This is a genomic window from Allokutzneria albata (genome assembly GCF_900103775.1).
GTDB classification, from domain to species: domain Bacteria; phylum Actinomycetota; class Actinomycetes; order Mycobacteriales; family Pseudonocardiaceae; genus Allokutzneria; species Allokutzneria albata.
This window is the reverse complement of record NZ_LT629701.1, coordinates 8,004,351-8,023,671: the sequence shown is the minus strand read 5'-3', so window position 1 is coordinate 8,023,671 and position 19,321 is coordinate 8,004,351. Positions and strand designations below refer to the sequence as shown.

Below are 19,321 nucleotides of genomic sequence, written 5' to 3'. Positions count from 1 at the left end.
TGGCCAGCCCCAACGCGGAGATCGGCGGCTGCTCCGCAGCGCGCGTGATCAACCAGGCGGCGGCCACCACGAGCCCCACACCACAGACTTCTCCCGCTACTCCGGCGGCCACGGCGAGGCTCTTCACGTCCGCCCCTGGCTCAGGTGGACCGTGCGCGTCGCGAGCGCGCGAAGTGCAGGACGGTGCGCGACAAGGACCGCAGTGCGGTCGCTGAGCAGCGTGGCAGCGGCATCGACGATCGCGGACTCGCTGCGGGGGTCGAGCCGGGCGGTGGGCTCGTCGAGCAGAACCACCGGTGCGTCTCGGAGATAGGCCCTGGCCAGCGCGATCCGCTGTCGCTGTCCCGACGACAGGCCGGTGCCGCGCTCACCGAGGATCGTGTTGTAGTCCCTGATGAACTCGTCGGCGTTCGCCGCGCGAGCCGCTTCCCTGATCGCGTTCTCGTCGACGTCCGGCAGCCCGAGGCGGAGGTTGTCGGCGATGCTCATCGCGAACAGATGCGGGCTCTGCGGTACCCAGGCCAGCTCGCGTCGCCAGCGATCGAGGTCCATGTCCGCGAGGTCCACGCCGTTCACCGACACCCGGCCGCTGTCCGGGACGACAAAGCCCAGGATCACGTGCAGCAGAGTCGATTTCCCCGCCCCGCTCGGCCCGGCGATGGCGACGTGTTCGCCCGGTTCGATCACCAGGGACACCCTGTCCAGCGCGGGGCGGCTGCGGCCCGGGTAGGCGACGGTGACGTTCTTCAGGCGGATCTCGCCCAGCTGCGCGGTTCTTCCGGTGCGACGCGGTTGAGGCTCCGCGAGGATGCGCTCAGCCTTCGCCAGAACCGCTCGCCCCTCCGCGCCCGAGTGGAAGCGGGTTCCCAAGGCGCGCAAGGGAAGGAACGCTTCCGGAGTCAGCAAGAGGACGACGAGGGCCGCCTCCAGCTCCATGCCGCCTTCGAGCAGGCGGAGCCCGACAGGGACCGCGACGAGCGCGACGGCGAGGGAGCACACAAGCTCCAGCACCAGGCCGGAGAGGAACGCGACGCGCAAGGCGCCCATCGTGAGCGTGCGATGCGTCTCGGCCATCGTGCGGATGACACCCGCTTGGTGCTCCGTCCGCCGGAAGGCCCGGAGCGTGGGCAGGCCGACCATCACATCGCGGAAGTGACCGCCGAGGTGGTTCAGCATCTCCCACTGCCGCTCGGTGACATCGCGTGTCCGCAAGCCGATCAGCGCACCGAACACGGGGATGAGCGGCAGCGTGACCAACACGATCACCATTGAGGTCAGGTCGGCGAAACCCAGGCGCACCAACACGATCGGCGGGGTGATCGCCGCCGCGGTGATCTGCGGGACATAGCCGCCGTGGTACGGGTCCAGCGCGTCGAGGCCCTTGGTCAGCAGAGTCGCGAACTCTCCGCCGGAGGGCCGGGAATGCGCACGGCGCGCCAGCTTCACGCGCAGGTCCGCTTTGATCCTGGCCGCGCCACGTTGGTTGTGCAGCGCGTAGGCCCAGCTCACCAAAGCGCGTCCGGCCACCACCGCGAACAGCCACGGCAACACCGCCGGATCGAGCCTCGCGATCGCCCGTGCGATCAGCTCGGCTTGGAGGACGATCAGGATTCCCTGTGCTACAAGGAGAAGCGCGCGGATCACAGGTACATCGGCCTTTCCGCGCGATGACGGAACAAGCGCCACATCCAGACCTGTGCCAGCACGAGCACCGGAGTGATCACCAAGAGCGTCGGCACGAGGAGCTTCAACGTGGCGGGGTCAGCCGCCGAGTCGACCAGGGGCAACCGGAATCCGACCGCGAAGCACAACAAGGCCATCACCGCAGCCGTCAGCACGAACATTCGGAACTCCGTGAGCGGTCCGGACAACCACGCTGCACGTTCCCGTGACCGTCCGGACAGCCGGAGCGCGGCGAAGGCCAGGCCGTGCACGGCGAAGAGCAGTGCGACGGCCACCCCGATGATCGGGTTCGCGGCACCGGTGAGCAGGCCGGAGAACACCCATCCCCACGCGAGGGCCACCGTCCAGCTGCCGAGGGTGACCGCGGTGTCGCAGAGCCCTTGCCAGGCCCGCCGATCGAACTGGTGCCGCAACCACAACCCGGCGTCGCGGACCACCCACCCGAGCAGTAGCGCGACCACTGCGGGGAAATGTTCGGTGAGCAGCTTTCCCTCCAGATCGGGGAAAGCTCCGACGAGCACGCCCGCGGTGGCGACCAGCCAGACCTCGTTGCCGAGGAAGACCGGCGCGATCCCGGTGATCACCAGGCGACGCTCCGCCGGGGTGCGGCCGAGGAACGGCAGCAGCGCGCCCAGGCCGATGTCCGCACCACCCAGGACGAAGTAGCCGATGGCGAAGAAGGCCAGCAGGCCGGCCGCGACGAGTTCCATGGTGCTGCGCTCCTAGTAGGTCGCGGCGGGCAACGGGGCCGGGCGGTACTCGGCGGCGGGCCGGCCGAGTGCGACCGCGTCCGGGCCGCGCTTCGCCTGGCGTGCGAGCAGAGCCGTGTTGACGGCGATCAACAGTCCGAAGAGGACGGTGAAGGCGATGAGCGACGCGCGCATCTGCCCCGCCGAGACCGGGGACACCGCGTCGGAGGTGCGGAGCAGCCCGTAGACAACCCACGGCTGGCGACCGACCTCGCGGTAGACCCAACCGGCGATCATCGCGAGGAACGGCAACGGGATCGCGAGTACCAAGGCCAAGTGCCACAACCGGAAGCGCTGCACGACGCGCTTGGAGAAGGCCATCAGCACGCTGAACCAACCGAGGTTGAACAGCAGGGCGAAGGTGATCAGCATGACCAGCCCACCCGCCCGTGCCCAGTCGGCCGGGGGCAGGTAGTCACCGGGGCCGAACCGCTCGACCAGCTGGGCGTTGACCTGTGCGAGCTTCGCCGCGTCACCGCCGAGCAGCTTCGGCTTCATCGGCTGCGTCGTGGCCAGCTCCCCCAGCTGGATGCCACCCGTCATGGCCGACGCCAGGAGCGCGGGCGCGCCGGTGAACACGCCGATCCGCAGCGAGCCGGTGAAGAACTCGGTGTCGCGGGTGCGGCGCAGCAGGTGGTAGGCGCTGACTCCGGCGAGGAAGAAGCCCGCGGTCACCAGCGCCCCGGTGAGCACGTGCCAGAACGCCATGATCGTGTTGGGGTTGCTCAGCACCGCCCACACGTCGGTCAGGCGCAGCGAGTCGCCGACGACCTCGTAGCCCACGGGGTTCTGGAGGAAGCCGTTGGACACCAGGATCCAGTAGGCCGACGCGTAGGCGGTCAGCGTCACGACCCAGATCGCCGCGAGGTGCGCCCAGCGGTTCAGGCGGTCCCAGCCGAAGATCCACAGGCCCAGGAACGTCGACTCGATGAAGAACGCGACGAGCGTCTCCATCGCAAGCGACGCCCCGAACACGTTGCCCGCGAAGTGCGTCAGGCCGCTCCAGCTCAGGCCGAACTGGAACTCCATCACCAGGCCGGTGACGATGCCCATGGCGTAGTTGGTGACGTAGAGCTGTCCCCAGAACCGCGTCATCCGCGTGCGCGCCGGGGTGGGGCTGAGCGTGGCCCGCGTCTGCAGCACGGCCACCACCGTCGCGAGCCCGAGGGTCAGCGCGACGAACAGGAAATGCGCGCCCGCGGTCAGCGCGAACTGGAGGCGGGCCAGATCCAGTGTCTCCACGCGGTAAATCGTGCTGGGGAAAGGACTCCCGGTCGTCCGGCCACGGCGGACACCCGCGCTACCACGGCGGTTGTCCCCTAGGGGGCTCCCCGTACTACCGGAGTTGCGTCAGCCCAGCCAACCCGGAGTGACCATGCCCGACTCGTAGGCCAGCACCACCAGCTGCGCGCGGTCCCGGACGGCCAGCTTCGTCATGATCCGGCTGACGTGGGTCTTGGCCGTGGCCGGGCTCAGCACCAGGCGCGCGGCGATCTCGTCGTTGGACAGGCCCGCCGCCACCAGGGTCATCACCTCGCGCTCGCGGTCGGTCAGCGCCTCCAGGCGGGAGCTCGGCGCGGGCTTGGCGACCCGCGCGGCGAACTCGGCGATCAGTCTGCGCGTCACCGCGGGCGCCAGCAGCGCGTCCCCGCGGGCCACCACGCGCACACCGTGGATCAGCTCGGTCGGTTCGGTGTCCTTGACCAGAAACCCGCTCGCCCCGGACCGCAGCGCGCCGTAGACGTAGTCGTCCAGGTCGAAGGTGGTCAGGATGATCACCTTGGCGGGCTCGGCGGCGGCCACGATGCGGCGCGTGGCTTCGAGGCCGTCCAGCTCCGGCATCCGGATGTCCATCAGCACCACGTCCGGCGCCAGCTCACGGGTCATCCGAACCGCCGCGGCCCCGTCCGCCGCCTCACCGACCACGGTGATGTCGGGTTCGCCGTCCAGGATCGAGCGGAACCCCGCGCGCACCAAGGTCTGGTCGTCGGCCAGCAGCACCCGGATCATGCGTTCTCCCCCGCCGGAAGTGTTGCGGTGATGAGGAATCCGCCCGCGATCGGCCGTGCGCTGAACTCGCCGCCGAGCAGTCGGGCGCGCTCGTCCATGCCGTGGATTCCGTTGCCCGGTGTCACCGGTCCCCCTGTGCCGTCGTCCTCGATTTCCACGTGCACAACGTCATCGCCGTAGCGCACGCGCACCGTCGCCTCGCTCGCGTTCGCGTGCCGCGCGACGTTGGTCAGCGACTCCTGCACGATCCGATACACCGCCAGGTCGACCTGCGGCGGAAGCGATCGTCGCGCTCCGTCGATCTCCACGTTCACCCGGAGGCCGCTTCCCTTGGCGTGCTCGACCAGTTCGCCGAGCCGGACCAGTCCGGGCGCGGGCGTGGTCGGCGCCTCCTCGTCGACCTGGCGCAGGACGCCGAGCGTGGTGCGCAGTTCGCGGAGCCCTTCCTTGCTGGCCTGCTTGATCGCTTCGAGCGCCTGGGTGGACTGCGCGGGCTCTCCGCCGTGCAGCGCCGCGCTGGCCTGCACGTGGATCATCGACAGGTTGTGGCCGAGCGCGTCGTGCAGCTCCCTGGCGATGCGCAGGCGCTCCTCGGTCGCCCGTCGGCGCGCCTCCTCCTCCCGCGTCCGCTCCGCCTCGGCCGCGCGCTGTTCCGTGGCCACCAGGTACGCCTGCCGGTTGCGCTTCACCGCGCCGACCGCGATCACCGCGATCAGCCAGCCGACCAGCATGAACAACGCGATGTTGTCGACGTGCCGCCTGGGTGAGCGCAGCTCTCCGTAGCTCACCGCGATCAGCGTCATGACGGCGACGATCACCGACACCGTCACGTATCCCTCGGCCGCCGCCGCGTACAACGCGATCACGAAGGTCACCAGCAGTGGACTGCTCGCGGTGGTGGACACGTAGAACAGGCCCGACACCACCAGCGTCAGCAGCACGACCACCACCGGCTGTCGCCTGCGGAACCACATCGCCGCGCACCCGATCGCGATCAGCGCCCAGCCGAGCGGACCGGGATCGGGCCGATCACCGAAGACGAGCCTCGCGCCCACCGTGCCGCCGACCACGATCAGCGCGACACCACCGGTGACGGCGATGTCGGCGGCCCGGCCACGGAGCGGCCAGACGGAACGTGATTGGGCCATGGGGCGCAGCATAGGGCGGCTGCTACATCCCGAGCAGCACGTCGAACTGGCTGATCGACAGCACCAGGATCAGGCCGAGCAGCAGCGTGCCGAGCGCGGGCGCCACCCGCTGCGACCACCAGTGCTCACGCGGACGCCGCGTGAAGAAGGCGGTGATCGCCAGCGAGGTCAGCGTCAGCAGCAGGATGACGCCGAGCGAGCCCACGTTGGTCAACCAGGTGAACAACGTGGTGATCGGGTCCATCCCGGTGAGCGCGAACCCGCCGACGACGAGCAGCGCCAGCCCGCTCTGGGTCAGCGAGCCGATGTGCGGCGAACCGTGCCGCGGATGCGTCCTGCCCAGCGCCCGGGGCAGCGTGCCCTTGCGGCCCATCGCGAGGAAGTACCGCGCCACCACGTTGTGGAAGGACAGCAGTGCGGCGAACAGGCTCGTCACGTAGAAGATCCGGGTGAGGTCGACGAACCACGTTCCGACGCTGAGGTCGGCCAGAACGAAGAACAGCTCCGGTCCGTGCGCGGTCGCGGCACCGACCAGGCCGTCCACCCCGGTCCCCGCCGCGAACGCCCACGCGGTGACGGCGTAGCCGACGCCGATGAAGGCGACGGAGACGTAGGTGGCCCTGGCGACGGTGCGCCTCGGGTCGCGGCACTCCTCTCCGTAGATCGCCGCCGACTCGAAGCCGACGAAGCTGCCCATCATGAAGCACAGCGCCGCCCCCGCCGCGCCGGTGGCCACCGCGGCCGGGCTCAGCACCTGAGCCGACTCGATCCCGCCTCCGCCGAGCTCGGCCACGTCGAAGACGATCACCGCCACCGTCTCCACGACCAGCAGCACCGCGAGCACCCGGGCGTTGAGGTCCACCCGCAGGTAGCCGAGCACCGCGACGAGCGCCATCGCCGTGAGCGCGCAGCCCCACCATGGCACCGTCCAGCCGAGCTGCGTGGCGAGCAGCCCGGACGCCGCCACCCCGAACAGGCCGTAGAGGCTGACCTGCATGGAGTTGTAGGCGATCAGAGCCACCGTCGCCGCGCCCGTACCCACCCGGGCACCGAGCCCTTCGGCGACGTAGGCGGAGAACGCACCCGCGTCGACGATGTGCCTGCTCATCGCCGCGTACCCGGCTGAGAACACCGCGAGCACCGCTGCCAGCACCAGGTAGAGCACGGGCAGGCCGAGCACGGCGGTGGCCGCGTACACCTGCGGGACGCCACCCGCCGCCACGGTGAGCGGGGCGGACGCGGCCACCACGAAGAACACCAGGTCCGCGACGCCGAGCGGGCGCCGCTTCTCCTTGCCGGCTAAGGGAACCGGGGCACTCACGGGTTCGGTCCGGTGGCCACGGGCCGCTCCGGATCCGTGCACCAGTGCGACCATGACCCCGCGTACAACGCCGCCGGACGCTCCGGGCTCGTCAGCCGCGCGACCTCCAGCGCGAGCACCACCGAGGAGGCGGTCACGCCCGAGCCGCAGTACGCGCCGACCGGCTCACCCGGCCGCACGCCCAGCTCGGAGAACCGCTGCGCCAGCTCGCTGGTCGACAGCCACCGACCGTCCTCGCCCAAGTGCCGGGAGAACGGCGCGTTGCGAGCGCCCGGCACGTGCCCGGCCGCGGGGTCGATCGGCTCGACATCGCCCCGGTACCGCTCCGGCGCACGGGCGTCGAGCAGCGTCCCGGTCACGGCCAGCTCGGCTGCCTGCTCCGCGTCGAGCACCGGCATCGCGCCGGGCTTGACCACGAATTCACCCGGAACGGGCACGGGCACCTCGGTGGTGACCGGCCGCTCCTCCGCCGTCCAGGCGGCGAACCCTCCATCGAGCACCGCGGCACGCCGGTGTCCCGCCCACCGCAGTAGCCACCACGCACGCGCGGCGACCGAACCGTCACCGGCGTCGTAGGCCACGACGTCGCGGTCGGCGGTGACGCCCGCTGCCCGCAGCACGGACTGGAGCGCGTCCGGCTCCGGCAGCGGATGACGTCCTCCCGCTCCGGGCTCCGCGGCCAGTTCGCGGTCGACGTCGACGAAGACCGCACCGGGCAGGTGGCCCCGGTCGTAGTCTTCGCGTCCCGGTGGGCCGACGAGGCGCCAGCGGACATCCAGGACGACGGGGCCGGGCTCAGTGGCGTACGCCTCGGCGAGCTGGGCAGGTGTGATCAAGGGCGACACGCGCCCATACTGCACGCTCGCCTCGGGTGGGCGCAGCAGCCGCCCACGTTCGATGTCGGCCACTAGGACTAACATCGGCGGTGACGAAGGGGAGCGGTGTGAACGACCTCATCGACACGACGGAGATGTACCTCCGCACCATCTACGAACTCGAAGAGGAGGGCGTGGTCCCACTGCGCGCCCGAATCGCCGAACGGCTGGAGCAGAGCGGCCCCACGGTGAGCCAGACGGTCGCCAGGATGGAGCGCGACGGCCTGCTCGTGGTGGCCGGGGACCGGCACCTCGAGCTGACCGAGTCCGGCAGGGCCCGCGCCATCTCGGTGATGCGCAAGCACCGGCTCGCCGAGCGGCTGCTGGTCGACGTCATCGGCCTGGAGTGGGAGCACGTGCACGCCGAGGCGTGCCGCTGGGAGCACGTGATGAGCGAGGCGGTCGAGCGCAAGCTGGTCAAGCTGCTCGGCAACCCCACCACGTCCCCGTACGGCAACCCGATCCCCGGCCTGGACAAGCTCGGGGTCGGCGAGCCCGCACCACCGGTCGAGCGCGACCTGCGCAGGCTCAACGACGTGGCCAAGCAGGGCGGCGGCCGGGTGGAGATCTGCCGGATCGCCGAGCACGTGCAGCCGGACCCGGACCTGATGGCCGAGCTGAAGAGCGCGGGCGTGGTGCCCGGCAAGGACGTCGAGGTGATCGCCGCGGGTGCGAACAAGGCGCTCACGGTGCGCGGCGAGCACGGCACGGCGGAGCTGACCATGGACATCGCCCACGCGGTGCTGGTCCGCGTCCGGTGAGTCAGGCGCACCGTGCGGCGAAGGCCTTCCTGACCCAGCACGGCCGCGCGCCGCTGGGCGTGTGGTCGGCTCCCGGCCGGGTCAACTTGATCGGCGAGCACACCGACTACAACGACGGTTTCGTGCTGCCGTTCGCCCTGCCGCACCGGATCGCGGTCGCCGCGGCACCCCGCGAGGACGGCCTGCTCGCCGTCTCCACGATCTCCGACAACGGCCGGGCGCAGCGCGCCGAGCCCGTTGCGGTGGCGGAACTGGAGCCCGGGACGGTGACCGGCTGGCCCGCCTACCCCAGTGGGGTGGCGTGGGCGCTGCGCCGCCAGGGCTTCGACATCGGTGCCGCCGGCGGTGCCGATCTGGTCATCGCGGGCGACGTGCCCGCGGGCGCCGGCCTGTCCTCCTCGCACGCGTTGGAGTGCGCGGTCGCGCTGGCCCTGCTCGGCCTGCTCGGGCACGAGCTGGACGCCGGGGGCGCGCCCTCGCGTCAGGAGATCGCGCGGTGGGTGCAGCACTCGGAGAACGACTTCGTCGGCGCGCCCACCGGACTGCTGGACCAGACGGCGTCGCTGTGCTGTACCCGGGGCAACGTGCTGTTCCTCGACGTGCGCTCCGGCGCGGCGGAGCAGGTGCCCTTCGACGCCGCGGCCGAGGACCTGGCCGTGCTGGTGATCGACACCAGGGCGAACCACTCGCTGGCCGACTCCGCCTACGGCGAGCGCCGCCGCGGGTGCGAACGCGCCGCCGAGCTGCTGGGCGTGCCCGCGCTGCGCGACGTGGCGGTCGACGACCTGCCCTCGGCGCTGGAACGGCTGCCCGCGGACCTCGGCCCGCTGGCGCGGCACGTGGTCACGGAGAACGCCAGGGTGCTGGAAACCGTGTCCCTGCTGCGGGCGGGCAAGATGGCGCAGATCGGCCCGCTGCTCACCGCTTCGCACGAGAGCCTGCGGGATGACTACCGGATCTCCTGTGCGGAGCTGGACGTCGCGGTCGACGCGGCGCTGGCCGCCGGGGCCCTCGGCGCGCGGATGGTGGGCGGCGGTTTCGGTGGTTCGGCCATCGCGCTGACCTCCACGGCGCTCCTCGACGACGTGCGGCGGGTCGTGACCGCGGCCTACGCCGAGCACGCGTTCACCCCACCCCGGCTGTTCGTCGCGGTGCCCGCCGCCGGCGCCGGCCGGGACGAGGCCGCCGAGGATCGCGAGACAGACCAGAACGAACACGACGCATGACCCAGCGAGGAAGGTAGGAACCAGGTGAAGCTGCTCGTCACGGGCGGGGCTGGATACGTCGGCAGCGTGAACGCGGCCCGGCTGCTGGAGGCCGGGCACGAGGTGGTCGTGCTGGACGACCTGTCGACGGGGCACGCGGACGCCGTCCCGCACGGCGCCCGCTTCGTCGAGGGCGACGCGGGTGACGCGGGCTCGCTGCTGGCCGAGGGCTTCGACGGGGTGCTGCACTTCGCGGCCAAGTCCCTGGTCGGGGAGTCCATGGAGAACCCGTCCAAGTACTGGCACGGCAACGTGATGACCGCGCTGAACCTGCTGGACGCCATGCGGGACAACGGAACCCCGCGCCTGGTGTTCTCCTCCACCGCCGCCACCTACGGCGAGCCGGAGGAGGTGCCGATCAAGGAGACCGCGCCGACCCGGCCCACCAACACCTACGGCGCCTCGAAGCTGGCGATCGACTTCGCGATCACCTCCTACGCGGCCGCGCACGGCCTCGCCGCGGTGAGCCTGCGCTACTTCAACGTCGCGGGCGCCTACCTGAACTACGGCGAGCGGCACACCGTCGAGACCCACCTGATCCCGATCGTGCTCCAGGTCGCGCTCGGCCAGCGGGAGCGGGTCCAGATGTACGGCGAGGACTGGCCCACCGAGGACGGCACCTGCGTCCGGGACTACATCCACGTCGTCGACCTGGCCGACGCCCACCTGCTGGCGCTCCAGCACGCCGAGCCGGGCCAGCACCGGATCTACAACCTGGGCAGCGGCACCGGGTTCTCGGTCAAGCAGGTCATCGACACCTGCCGCCAGGTCACCGGGCACCCGATCCCCGCCGCCGTGGCCCCGCGCCGCGCCGGTGACCCCGCCGTGCTGGTCGCCTCCAGCGAGCGGGCTCAGGAGGCGCTGGGCTGGAAGCCGCAGCGCACCGACCTCGCCAGCATCGTCGGCGACGCGTGGGAGTTCGCCCGCAAGAACGGCTGAGCCCCGCTGGTCCGCCGGTCGCGGCAGTCGCCCGCGGCCGGCGGTCATGCCGGTCCCATCAGCCTGCGGTGCTCCTCGGCACCGTCCAGCGCGAGCACGGCCAGTTCGGCGGGCGGCAGTCCGTGGTCCAGCGCCGTGCGCAGCAACCGCCCGAGGCGATGCGACGCGTCGGCCTGCTCCGCCAAGTCCAAGGCCATCCCGGCCAGCGCTCCGTCGCCCCGGAGGTAGCTGGCGTAGGCCAGCAGCGTGGCCGGTTCCGCCCGTTCCGGGCCGGGCACCGCCCTGGTCAGCGCCAGCCAGACGCTCTCGGCGGCCCCGGCGTGGTCGCCGAGCACCGTCGCCAGGCACGCGTCCCGGACCGTCGGGTTGGCGAGGGCCATCGCCAGGCGCGCCACGTCCTCGTCGGAGAGCCGGAGCGGGTGCTCCGTGGCCGCGGTGATGGTCGCGTGCACCATCCGCAGCGCCGCCTCCGGGCCGTCGAAACCCGGGGGTGTGACGCCCCCGAAGCTGTCCAGCAGCGCGTCGATGATCGCGGTGCGCCGCGCGAGCGCGTCCGGCGGATCGGGGTCGAGCACCGCGCGCATCTCCTCCCGGCTGGCGAAGGTGACGTTGCCCGCGAGGGCACTCGCGGTGGCGATCGGGTTGGCCGCCGGGTCGGGCAGGAGGCCGCCGCAGTCCGGCTCGTCGTAGCACCGCCAGGCAGCTCCGTCCACAATGGACTCAGCCCAGACCGCGTGGCGGATCGGCACGTCCACGCTCCCGAACACCCTGTCCAGTTCGGCGATCAGGCCGGAGTGGGGCAGCTCCGCCGGCCACGGATCCGGTTGCGCCGGGCAGAGCACCACCGCGACCATCTCCGCGGTGCGGTGGCCGAGCACGGGTGCGAGCAGTTGTGCCGCAACGGCTTGCCGGTCCTGGTCCGCGGGCAGGTCGACCCGCAGCGCCAGGCCGACGCGAACGCTGTCGTCCTTCTCGGCGAAGCAGATCAGGACCAGGGAGTCGGTGGGGTGGAAGCCGAGGAGGTGCGGGACACCCGCGACCAGGTCGGCGATGTCGCGGAGCCGGGTCACCCCGTCCGGGGTCGTCGTGGAAGGCATGGCTCCACTGTCGCCGCCGTCCCTACCGCCCGGGTCCGCGCCGGGAAGATCTGTGGACAACGACTACCGATGTGGACAACTCCGCGCACGTGGTCGCTCCGCCGTTCCGTTTCGTCCTCATCGCCGGGGAAATGAGGACGAAACGGGAACGCAAGGACACGAACGGGTGGAGCTAGGAGATCTCGATCTGCGCGGTGGTCCTGGCGCCGTTGACCGCGACGCCGAGGTCGACCTTGCCGGGCCGGAGTGCCGTGAGCGTGCCGGTTGCCGGGTCGAACGCGGCGCTGTGCGCGCTTGTGGCGCCGTGGGCCGGGCCGATGTGCAGGTTGGCCGACCCGAACCAGTCCGCGCTCACCGGGTAGCCCACGGCGATCCTGCGCTGGCCTTGCAGGACGGTCGCGCTCGCCGGCGCCGTGGCTCCGGCCGTGAGCCGCGCGGGGGCGGTCAGCTCCAGCCGGTCCACGTGGGCCCTGATCTCCGACCGCACCGGGTCCCGCTGGTCCGCAGGATCGATGCGAACCAGTGTCCAGCCCGTGAAGCCGCCGTCGCCGGGGGCCGCCGCGGGCGCCTTGCCGGAGTTGCCGTTGATCAGGAACGGGATGCCGTCCGTGCGCCCCGCGTGGAACAGGCCTGCGTGCGCCGCGATCGACACCGCGGCCTTCCCGCTCCGCGCACGGAAGTCGGCCAGCCACTTCGACAGCAGCGGCCCCTCCAGCGGGTCGGTCAGCTCCGACGAGCCGCCGGGCAGCGGATCGTCGACGGGGTGGTGCATGGACACGAGCACGCCGCGCACGGACGGGTCGGTCGCGGCGGAGTCCAACGCCTGACGCAGCAGCTTGATCTGGTCGAAGCCTCCCGCGCGCAAGGTGCCGAGCGAGGAGTCGAGCAGCACCATCCGCACCCCGCCCTGGTCGACGACGCGGAACGTGTCACCGAATGCCTTGCGGAACTCCTCGGTGGTGCCGGGGCCGTAGGTCTCGTGGTTGCCGGGCAGGTAGTACCAGGGCACTCCCTTGCCGACCAGCTCTTCGTCGATCACCTTGCGCGCCAACACGAAGTCGGCCGCAGTTCCCCTGTCGACCAGGTCCCCGTTGATGAGCACGACGTCGGGTTTGACCGCCAACGCCTCGCGGAACGTCCGCCGCGCCTGTGCGACCAGAGGGCCTTCGGGGTTGTCCGCGGTGAACTGCGCATCGCTCACCACAGCGACCCGCAGCGCGCCCGGCTTGCCCGGGAGGTCCCCGTCGGTCACCACGACACGGTCTTTGCGTGTTGCGTCGGCGGGCACGGAGATCTGCGGCGCCACGGACGCGGTCAGGTCGTCCAACAGGAGTCGGCCTTCGTACTGCCTACTGCCATCGGTCTCCACCACGTAGAGCCGCTGGACGCGCAGTTCGCCCGTAAGCGCGGCGGGCACCTCGGTGTCGAGGTAACGCCAACCAGTCCAGTCAATCTTCTTGGAGAGGTCCAGCACGGTCGCGGTGCCCGTGCTGTCAAGCAGGCTCAACCGCAGCCAGGTTCCCTGGCCGTCGCCGTTGACCCACGCGCCCACGCGCTGGGTGCCGGCTGGTAAAGCGATCGGCGTGCGCGCGTTGACGTAGGCGGCCCTGGTCACCGTGGCGCCCGTGAGCCGGTAGTCCAACGCGAGCGCGTTGCCGGTCCTACCCTCCACAGTCGACAGTGAAGCGCCCACGACTGCGGGGAACACCGAGGCGTTCCACGGATCAACAGAGTCCATAGTGGACACATTGGCGGCCTTGGTGCCAATCGTGACGCCGAAGTGCGTGACAAGCCCACCGACCTTCACGGTGATCACAGTCCCACCGGTTGGCGCAACAGCCGACACCGCGAACCCGTCGCCGTCCGGCGTGACGTGCACGACCCGCTGGTCATAGTTGAGCTGCACGTCGCGCGGTTCCACCCACGTCGTGAAACCCTCCGAGTCCTGACCCAGCACGCGGAAGCGCCCGTTCGCGCCGAGGCCGGACAGCGCCACGCGTTCGGTGTCGGTGTCCACTCGCACGGGCTCACCGAGCACGGTCATGCCAAGCTCACCGCTGGCGCGGATCGACGACGCAGTCAGTTTCGCGGTGCCTGCCTTGCCCGCGCGGAACACGCTCAGCCCTGAGGCCGCCTCCAGCTTCCCTGCGCTGGAGGGGCTGACCTTCCACCGTGGCGAGGCGTTCACCGGCGCACCGGTCTCGTCGTGCCCCCACGCGCCCACAGTGCGGCTGAGCCCGGCGAGCACGCGGTTCGACTGGTCGCCCACCGTTCCCGGCTCAACGCGGAAACCGGTGAGACGGCCACTGCCGCTGGAACTGGTCAAACCGAGTCCGTTGGGGACGATGCGCTGACCACCGTCGGAGGGCGAATTGTGCACTGAAACCGCGCTCTGGCCGGGCAAACGCGCAACAAGAGTCGATGAGCCCCCACCATCGAGGTTGAGCGCGTCATCGGCGCCCAGGGACTTCATGTACTCGCCGAGCTCTCGGTACGTCATACCGCGACTGGCGGTCTGCCTGCCGTCGATGGTGACAAGCCACATCTTGCGACCATCAGCGGAGAACCCGACCGCAGTGCGGGGGTGGATGGCGTTGTCGGTCTGCGGCAGCACCACACCGTCGCGCAGCAGGGGCAGATTGCCACTGATGGCCACCTTCAGCGGGTCGCCCTGGTGGCGCGGTCGGTAGCGCACATCGACCTTGTCGCCGACGCGCAGTGCTTCAAGTGCCTGAGCACCCGCATCGATCCCCAGCAACACCACCGTGTTCCCGGCGATCGGGCCCGAGCCGGTCGTGGGGCGAAGCGCACTCACGACGCCGTCGCGGATCTCCACCTCACGGATCTGGTTCGCTCCCACAGCGGACCAGGAGCGCGGCTGAGTGCCCCACAGCGACGTGTAGATGCCGACGCCGTTGTCGGCCACGTCCGGGGAATTGAAGTTCGTGGCGGTGATCGAGGACCCGTTCGGCAGGGTCACGCTGGCTTGGAGGAAGACCTCGAGCATGCGGCCGACGCCGTTGCCGTTGATGCCGACAGCGTGGTTCCAGCCGCTCGCGGGCGCGTGCCGCAGCGCGCCGTCGTCGATGCCGGCACCCCGCGGAGCACCGGTCTCGTTGATGTCGAAGAAGTCGCCGTTGACACCCGCGATGGCGCCCGAGCGCGCTGCCTGGTCCGTGAGGACCGTGCGCGCCGCCACCGGGCCGGGGCTGAGGTACTGGGTCTTGAGGCTCGGCTGCGACAGGTCGGCGGTGAGCACGTCGCCCTGGATCCAGCCGGTGGGGCGGAGGCTGCGGAACTCGCTCAACGCCAGGCCGGGCGCGATCGGCCGGTCAGCCCTGCTGACCACGAGGTCCTGCTCGGCGGCCACGGTGCGCGCGGCGGGGCTCTGCGGGAGCAGTTGGACCGGTCCGTCCACCGAGGACGAACCGGGACGGCCCTCGATCGGCTCCGGCCCGAGCGCAGCGGGCGGGGCGGCGACGCCGACCCCGGTACCGCCCAGTGTCAGGCCGAGCACGGCGAGGACCGCGGTGACGACGGCGGTGCCGCGGGTGCGCACAACGTCCTCCAGCGTCTAGGTGAATAACCCACCGGAAGCACACTGCATGCGGGTGAACCTTGACTATCCACCAGAGGAAGGACGGCTTGCCGCTGGACGGCCGAAAGGCCCCCTCCCGCGCTGGGAGGAGGCCTTTCGCGAGCGGGTTCAGCGGCCGAACGCCGCCACGAACGCCTGCTTGCCGCCGAGGGCGGGCAGGACGAGCCGGGTCTGGTTCAGCGTCACGGCGAGGCCCGTGCCGGGCTTGGGCCGCAGCGTGTAGTCGTAGTCGCTGGAGAGCAGGACCAGCCCGAGCTTGTTGCCCGCCGGCAGGACGTAGTCCATCGGCTGCATCTCGACGCTGAGCGAGTACTGCTCCCCCGGCTTCACCGGCTCCGTGCGGTCCGGCCGGGACCGGTTCTGCGGATCGGTCCAGCCGCGCGTGATCACCTTCGTGGTGCCGTCGGGGGCGCGGTCGACCAGGACCGCGGTCACGTTCGCCGCAGGGCGGTCGAAGGCGATCTTCAGTTCCGCCTTCACGGTGCCACTGATGCGCAGCGCCTGCTTCGCGGCGGGCGTCGCGTAGGACAGCCGGTTGCCGGAGCTGGGCAGTGAGATCAGCTGCTCGACCTTCTTGCTGGCGTCGTCGGCCAGCTTCTCCACCACGGCGCTGCCGGGAACCGACGCGGTGGCTTCTAGGCGGCCGGTGGACGCGCCTCCGGGCCACGGGTACACCGAGACGTCACTGCTGCCGGGAACGGGCCATTCGGCTTCGTCGACCCAACTGCCGTCCTCGCGCTGAATGGTCGCGCGCGGCTCCGTCTCGACGGCGTTCTGCTGACCAAACAGGTAGCGGGTGTACCAACGGTTGAGCGTCTTCAGCCACTCGTCACGGCGCAGCCCCAACGGGTCCGCGTGACCGGACTGGTGCCACCAGATCTTGTGGGGCACCTTGTTGGCCTTCAACGTGTCGTACCACTGCGCAGCGTGCTTGGTCTTGACGTTCCAGTCCTTCAGCCCGTGCACGACCAGCGTCGCCGCACGAACCTTGTTGGCGTCGTTGAGGTAGTTGCGCTCATCCCAGAACGGGCTGTAGTCGCCTGTGACGCGGTCCTGCTGACGCGCGATCTCGTCGATGATCGCCCTGCAGATCTCGCGATCGGAACGGCTGTAGACGTACTCGGCAAGCACGTCCGCGTCCTCGCCCTGGTACCCACCGGGCGCGACGACCGCACCGTCGGCGCGGTAATAGTCGTACCAACTGGAGATCGCCGCGATGGGCACGATCGCCTCAAGGCCCTTCACCCCGGTGGAAGCCACAGCGTTCGGCAGCGTGCCGTTGTAAGACACGCCCATCATCGCTGTCTTGCCGGTAGTCCACGAAGCGTCAGAAGGCTTGTTCGCGGTGTCTCGCGCCGTAGTGCGGCCGTTGAGCCAATCCACCACGGAACGCGCGCCGATGGTCTCGTTGCGCCCACCGGTCGTGGGGCAGCCCGTGGACTCGCCAGTGCCGACCGACTCAGCGTAGACAACGGCGTAGCCGCGCTCCAAGAGGTACTTCTCGTAGCTGGACGGACGAATCACGCCGGGGTTCGGGCCGGAGACACCGAGTGCCGCCGCGATGCGTGGGTCTCGGTCGGGGTCGGTACCCGGCCTGTCGCGCCGATCTTTCTTGCGCGGCGTGTCCGGCACGTACAGCTCGACGTCCACGTTGTGGTTCGGCACGTTGTTCCCGCCCGCGTAGTACGGGCTGGGGAGGTAGACCACAGGCACCTTGAGGCCCTGAGTGGTCGCGCGCTGGCGCACCACGTCGGCGCGCACCTCGTCATCCTTGCCGTCCAGGTCGCTGTCGATCGGGACTCGGATGAACACCTTCTCCCGCACGACATCCGTGGGGTCGTAGACCGGCTGCGCCTCACCGTCGACGAACACCGGCTGCTGCGGCGGCGCGGTGGCCAGCGCGTGCGCACCGGTCAGCGGCAGCAGCACCACCGCGGCCAGCAGGACTGTTCGTGCACGCCTCATCGACTTCCCCCTAGCGATTGGGTACCTGCGCACCTTCGCCTCGGGAGACCACGAGGTCAATACTCCAAATGTCCTTCTGAATCCACAGCGGACCGTGAAACACTGATGACGTGAACGTGTTCCTGGCGGGCTTGGTCGCCCATCCCCTGTACGGAGCCGATCACGCGCGGACTGACCTCGCGTGGTGACCCGGGCCTGATCGCCCGAGCCCACTCATCCCTTTCTTGGAAGGTCTGTTTCCGCATGTCCGACGACATCGCGGCGTTCGTCGCCGCGCTCCCCAAGACCGAACTGCACGTCCATCTCGTCGGCGCCGCCTCCGTGCCGACCGTGCTCGAACTCGCGCGCCGCCACCCCGACGGCGGTGTGCCGACCGATGAAGCGTTGTTGAAGGACTTCTACGTCTTCACGGACTTCGCGCACTTCCTGGACGTGATCCTCGCGGTGAGCGCCCTCGTGCGCACCGGCGAGGACATCGTGACCCTGGTGACCGGTCTCGCACGCGACCTCGCGCGGTGCACCGTCCGCTACGCCGAGGTCACCGTGACACCGCATCTGCACCTGCTGGCCGGGATCGAGCCCGACGAGCTGGCCGAGGCGTTGGAGACCGGCCGCAAGCGGGCCTTCGACGAGCACGGCGTGCTGCTGGCGTGGATCTTCGACATCCCCGGCGAGAAGGGCCGCGCCGCCGGGACCACCACCGTGCGGTGGGCGCTGCGGCACCGTCCACAGGGGACCGTCGCGTTCGGGCTGGGCGGCCCGGAGATCGGAGTGGGTCGGGCGCAGTTCGCCTCGATGTTCACCCTGGCCCGGGAAGCGGGGTTGCACAGCGTGCCGCACGCCGGGGAGACGACGGGGCCGGCCACGATCTGGTCCGCCGTGCACGACCTGGGCGCGGAGCGGATCGGCCACGGTGTCTCGGCGATCCACGACCCGCGCCTGGTGGAGCACCTGGCCGAACGGCGGATCGCGCTGGAGATCTGCCCTACGTCGAACCTGCGCACGCGCGCGGTGCGATCGATCGGTGAGCACCCGCTGCCCCGCCTGGTGCAGTCCGGGGTGCTCGTCACCCTGAACACCGACGACCCCGGCATGTTCGACACCGATCTCAACCGCGAATACCTGTTGTGCCACAAGGAGTTCGGCTTCGACAGGAACGATCTCGCCGAGCTGGCCCGCAACGGCGTGCGCGCGTCGTTCTGCGGTGAGGACGTGCGGAAGCGGCTCCTCGCGGAGATCGACGCGGTGGTGTGACGGACGGGGCCCGGTTGCCAGAGCGGCAACCGGGCTCCGGCGGTTACCGGGGGCGGCGGCAGACGTAGGTGATGGCGGGCGGGAGGTTCGCCCAGACGACGCGGGTCAGCAGGACCTCGTCGAAGGTGGCTTCGAGGAGGCGGCGGAACCGGCGGGCGTTGTCCATGCCGAGGGCGTGCACGTACGCGAAGGTGGTGAAGACGCCGTGCGGGTGCAACACCTCAGCGACGTGGCCGAGGATCTCGCGCTGGCCCTGCTCGCCGATCAGCGCCCACGGCAGGCCGCTGACCACCGCGTCGACCGCGTCGACGCCCCGGTCGGCCAGCAGTTTGCCCAGCTCGGTGGCGTTGGCGTTGAGGACCTCCATGCGCGGGTAGTTCTCCCGCAGGTGGCCGGCCAGCTCCTCGTCCAGCTCGACCGCGAGGTAGCGGCCGCGCGAGCCGAGGCGGGCGGTGATGCCGTCGCTGACCGCGCCGCTGCCCGCGCCCAGCTCGACGACGACCGGGTCGCCGGAACCGGGGATGACCGAGGCCAGCCGGGCGGCCAGCGCGGGGGAACTGGGCCACACGCCACCGATCAGGCTGGGACGGCGCAGGACGGCCTGGAAGAACACGCGTGAAGCGTTGCGGGAGCTCGACACCCTTCCTAGCCTGCCC

General features: G+C 70.7%; 15 protein-coding genes. 4 read left to right on the top strand and 11 right to left on the bottom strand.

Translation table 11 applies throughout. The features are described from left to right. Nucleotides 1–123: 123 nt before the first annotated feature. The 7 genes from cydD to BLT28_RS36780 all read right to left on the bottom strand — a co-directional run bounded on the left by cydD (nt 124) and on the right by BLT28_RS36780 (nt 7,756). Nucleotides 124–1,644, bottom strand: a complete 1,521-nt coding sequence (cydD, locus tag BLT28_RS36810) for a thiol reductant ABC exporter subunit CydD (RefSeq protein WP_197683925.1) — start codon at nt 1,642–1,644, stop codon at nt 124–126. After that, nucleotides 1,641–2,393: a cytochrome d ubiquinol oxidase subunit II gene (locus tag BLT28_RS36805; protein WP_030428563.1), complete on the bottom strand. Its 753-nt coding sequence runs from the start codon at nt 2,391–2,393 to the stop codon at nt 1,641–1,643. The genes cydD and BLT28_RS36805 overlap by 4 nt, the downstream gene beginning before the upstream one ends. Nucleotides 2,394–2,405: 12 nt before the next feature. Next, on the bottom strand, nt 2,406–3,674 hold the full coding sequence (locus BLT28_RS36800) for a cytochrome ubiquinol oxidase subunit I (RefSeq protein ID WP_030428564.1): 1,269 nt from the start codon (nt 3,672–3,674) through the stop codon (nt 2,406–2,408). 108 nt (nt 3,675–3,782) lie between these two features. Further along, nucleotides 3,783–4,442, bottom strand: a complete 660-nt coding sequence (locus BLT28_RS36795) for a response regulator (protein ID WP_030428565.1) — start codon at nt 4,440–4,442, stop codon at nt 3,783–3,785. Beyond that, nucleotides 4,439–5,590 (bottom strand): sensor histidine kinase, encoded by a 1,152-nt coding sequence (locus BLT28_RS36790; protein ID WP_156050716.1) that lies wholly within the window; start codon nt 5,588–5,590, stop codon nt 4,439–4,441. Before BLT28_RS36790 ends, BLT28_RS36795 begins: the two co-directional genes overlap by 4 nt. A gap of 22 nt (nt 5,591–5,612) precedes the next feature. Beyond that, nucleotides 5,613–6,911, bottom strand: coding sequence for an APC family permease (locus BLT28_RS36785; protein ID WP_162184818.1), 1,299 nt, complete (start codon nt 6,909–6,911; stop codon nt 5,613–5,615). Continuing rightward, a complete protein-coding gene (locus BLT28_RS36780; protein ID WP_030428568.1) occupies nt 6,908–7,756 on the bottom strand; it encodes a sulfurtransferase in 849 nt (282 codons plus the stop codon). The genes BLT28_RS36785 and BLT28_RS36780 overlap by 4 nt, the downstream gene beginning before the upstream one ends. Nucleotides 7,757–7,854: 98 nt before the next feature. Between BLT28_RS36780 and BLT28_RS36775 the strand changes: the two genes are divergently transcribed. From BLT28_RS36775 to galE, 3 genes are read left to right on the top strand one after another with little or no spacing between them, the layout of a single operon-like run. Beyond that, a complete protein-coding gene (locus BLT28_RS36775; RefSeq protein WP_030428569.1) occupies nt 7,855–8,547 on the top strand; it encodes a metal-dependent transcriptional regulator in 693 nt (230 codons plus the stop codon). Beyond that, entirely contained in the window at nt 8,544–9,773 is a 1,230-nt protein-coding gene (gene galK, locus BLT28_RS36770) for a galactokinase (protein WP_052407102.1), read from the top strand. The genes BLT28_RS36775 and galK overlap by 4 nt, the downstream gene beginning before the upstream one ends. Before the next feature lie 24 nt (nt 9,774–9,797). Beyond that, the gene (galE, locus tag BLT28_RS36765; protein ID WP_030428571.1) at nt 9,798–10,751 is read left to right on the top strand and encodes a UDP-glucose 4-epimerase GalE; all 954 of its coding nucleotides are present in this window, start codon (nt 9,798–9,800) and stop codon (nt 10,749–10,751) included. Between the two features lie 44 nt (nt 10,752–10,795). Here galE and BLT28_RS36760 read toward each other — a convergent pair whose 3' ends face one another. The 3 genes from BLT28_RS36760 to BLT28_RS36750 form a co-directional block, all read right to left on the bottom strand. Then, complete coding sequence (locus BLT28_RS36760) at nt 10,796–11,848, bottom strand: DUF4192 domain-containing protein (RefSeq protein ID WP_030428572.1); 1,053 nt, start codon at nt 11,846–11,848, stop codon at nt 10,796–10,798. 172 nt (nt 11,849–12,020) lie between these two features. Further along, nucleotides 12,021–15,407, bottom strand: coding sequence for a phosphodiester glycosidase family protein (locus tag BLT28_RS36755; RefSeq protein WP_156050718.1), 3,387 nt, complete (start codon nt 15,405–15,407; stop codon nt 12,021–12,023). Between the two features lie 147 nt (nt 15,408–15,554). Further along, nucleotides 15,555–17,411, bottom strand: coding sequence for a Xaa-Pro dipeptidyl-peptidase (locus BLT28_RS36750; RefSeq protein WP_030428574.1), 1,857 nt, complete (start codon nt 17,409–17,411; stop codon nt 15,555–15,557). A 243-nt stretch (nt 17,412–17,654) separates the two neighbouring features. Between BLT28_RS36750 and add the strand changes: the two genes are divergently transcribed. Continuing rightward, a complete protein-coding gene (gene add / locus BLT28_RS36745) occupies nt 17,655–18,665 on the top strand; it encodes an adenosine deaminase (RefSeq protein ID WP_030428575.1) in 1,011 nt (336 codons plus the stop codon). Nucleotides 18,666–18,708: 43 nt separating this feature from the next. On the opposite strand, the gene BLT28_RS36740 is transcribed toward add, so the two are convergent. Next, on the bottom strand, nt 18,709–19,305 hold the full coding sequence (locus BLT28_RS36740) for a class I SAM-dependent methyltransferase (protein WP_030428576.1): 597 nt from the start codon (nt 19,303–19,305) through the stop codon (nt 18,709–18,711). Nucleotides 19,306–19,321 lie beyond the last annotated feature (16 nt).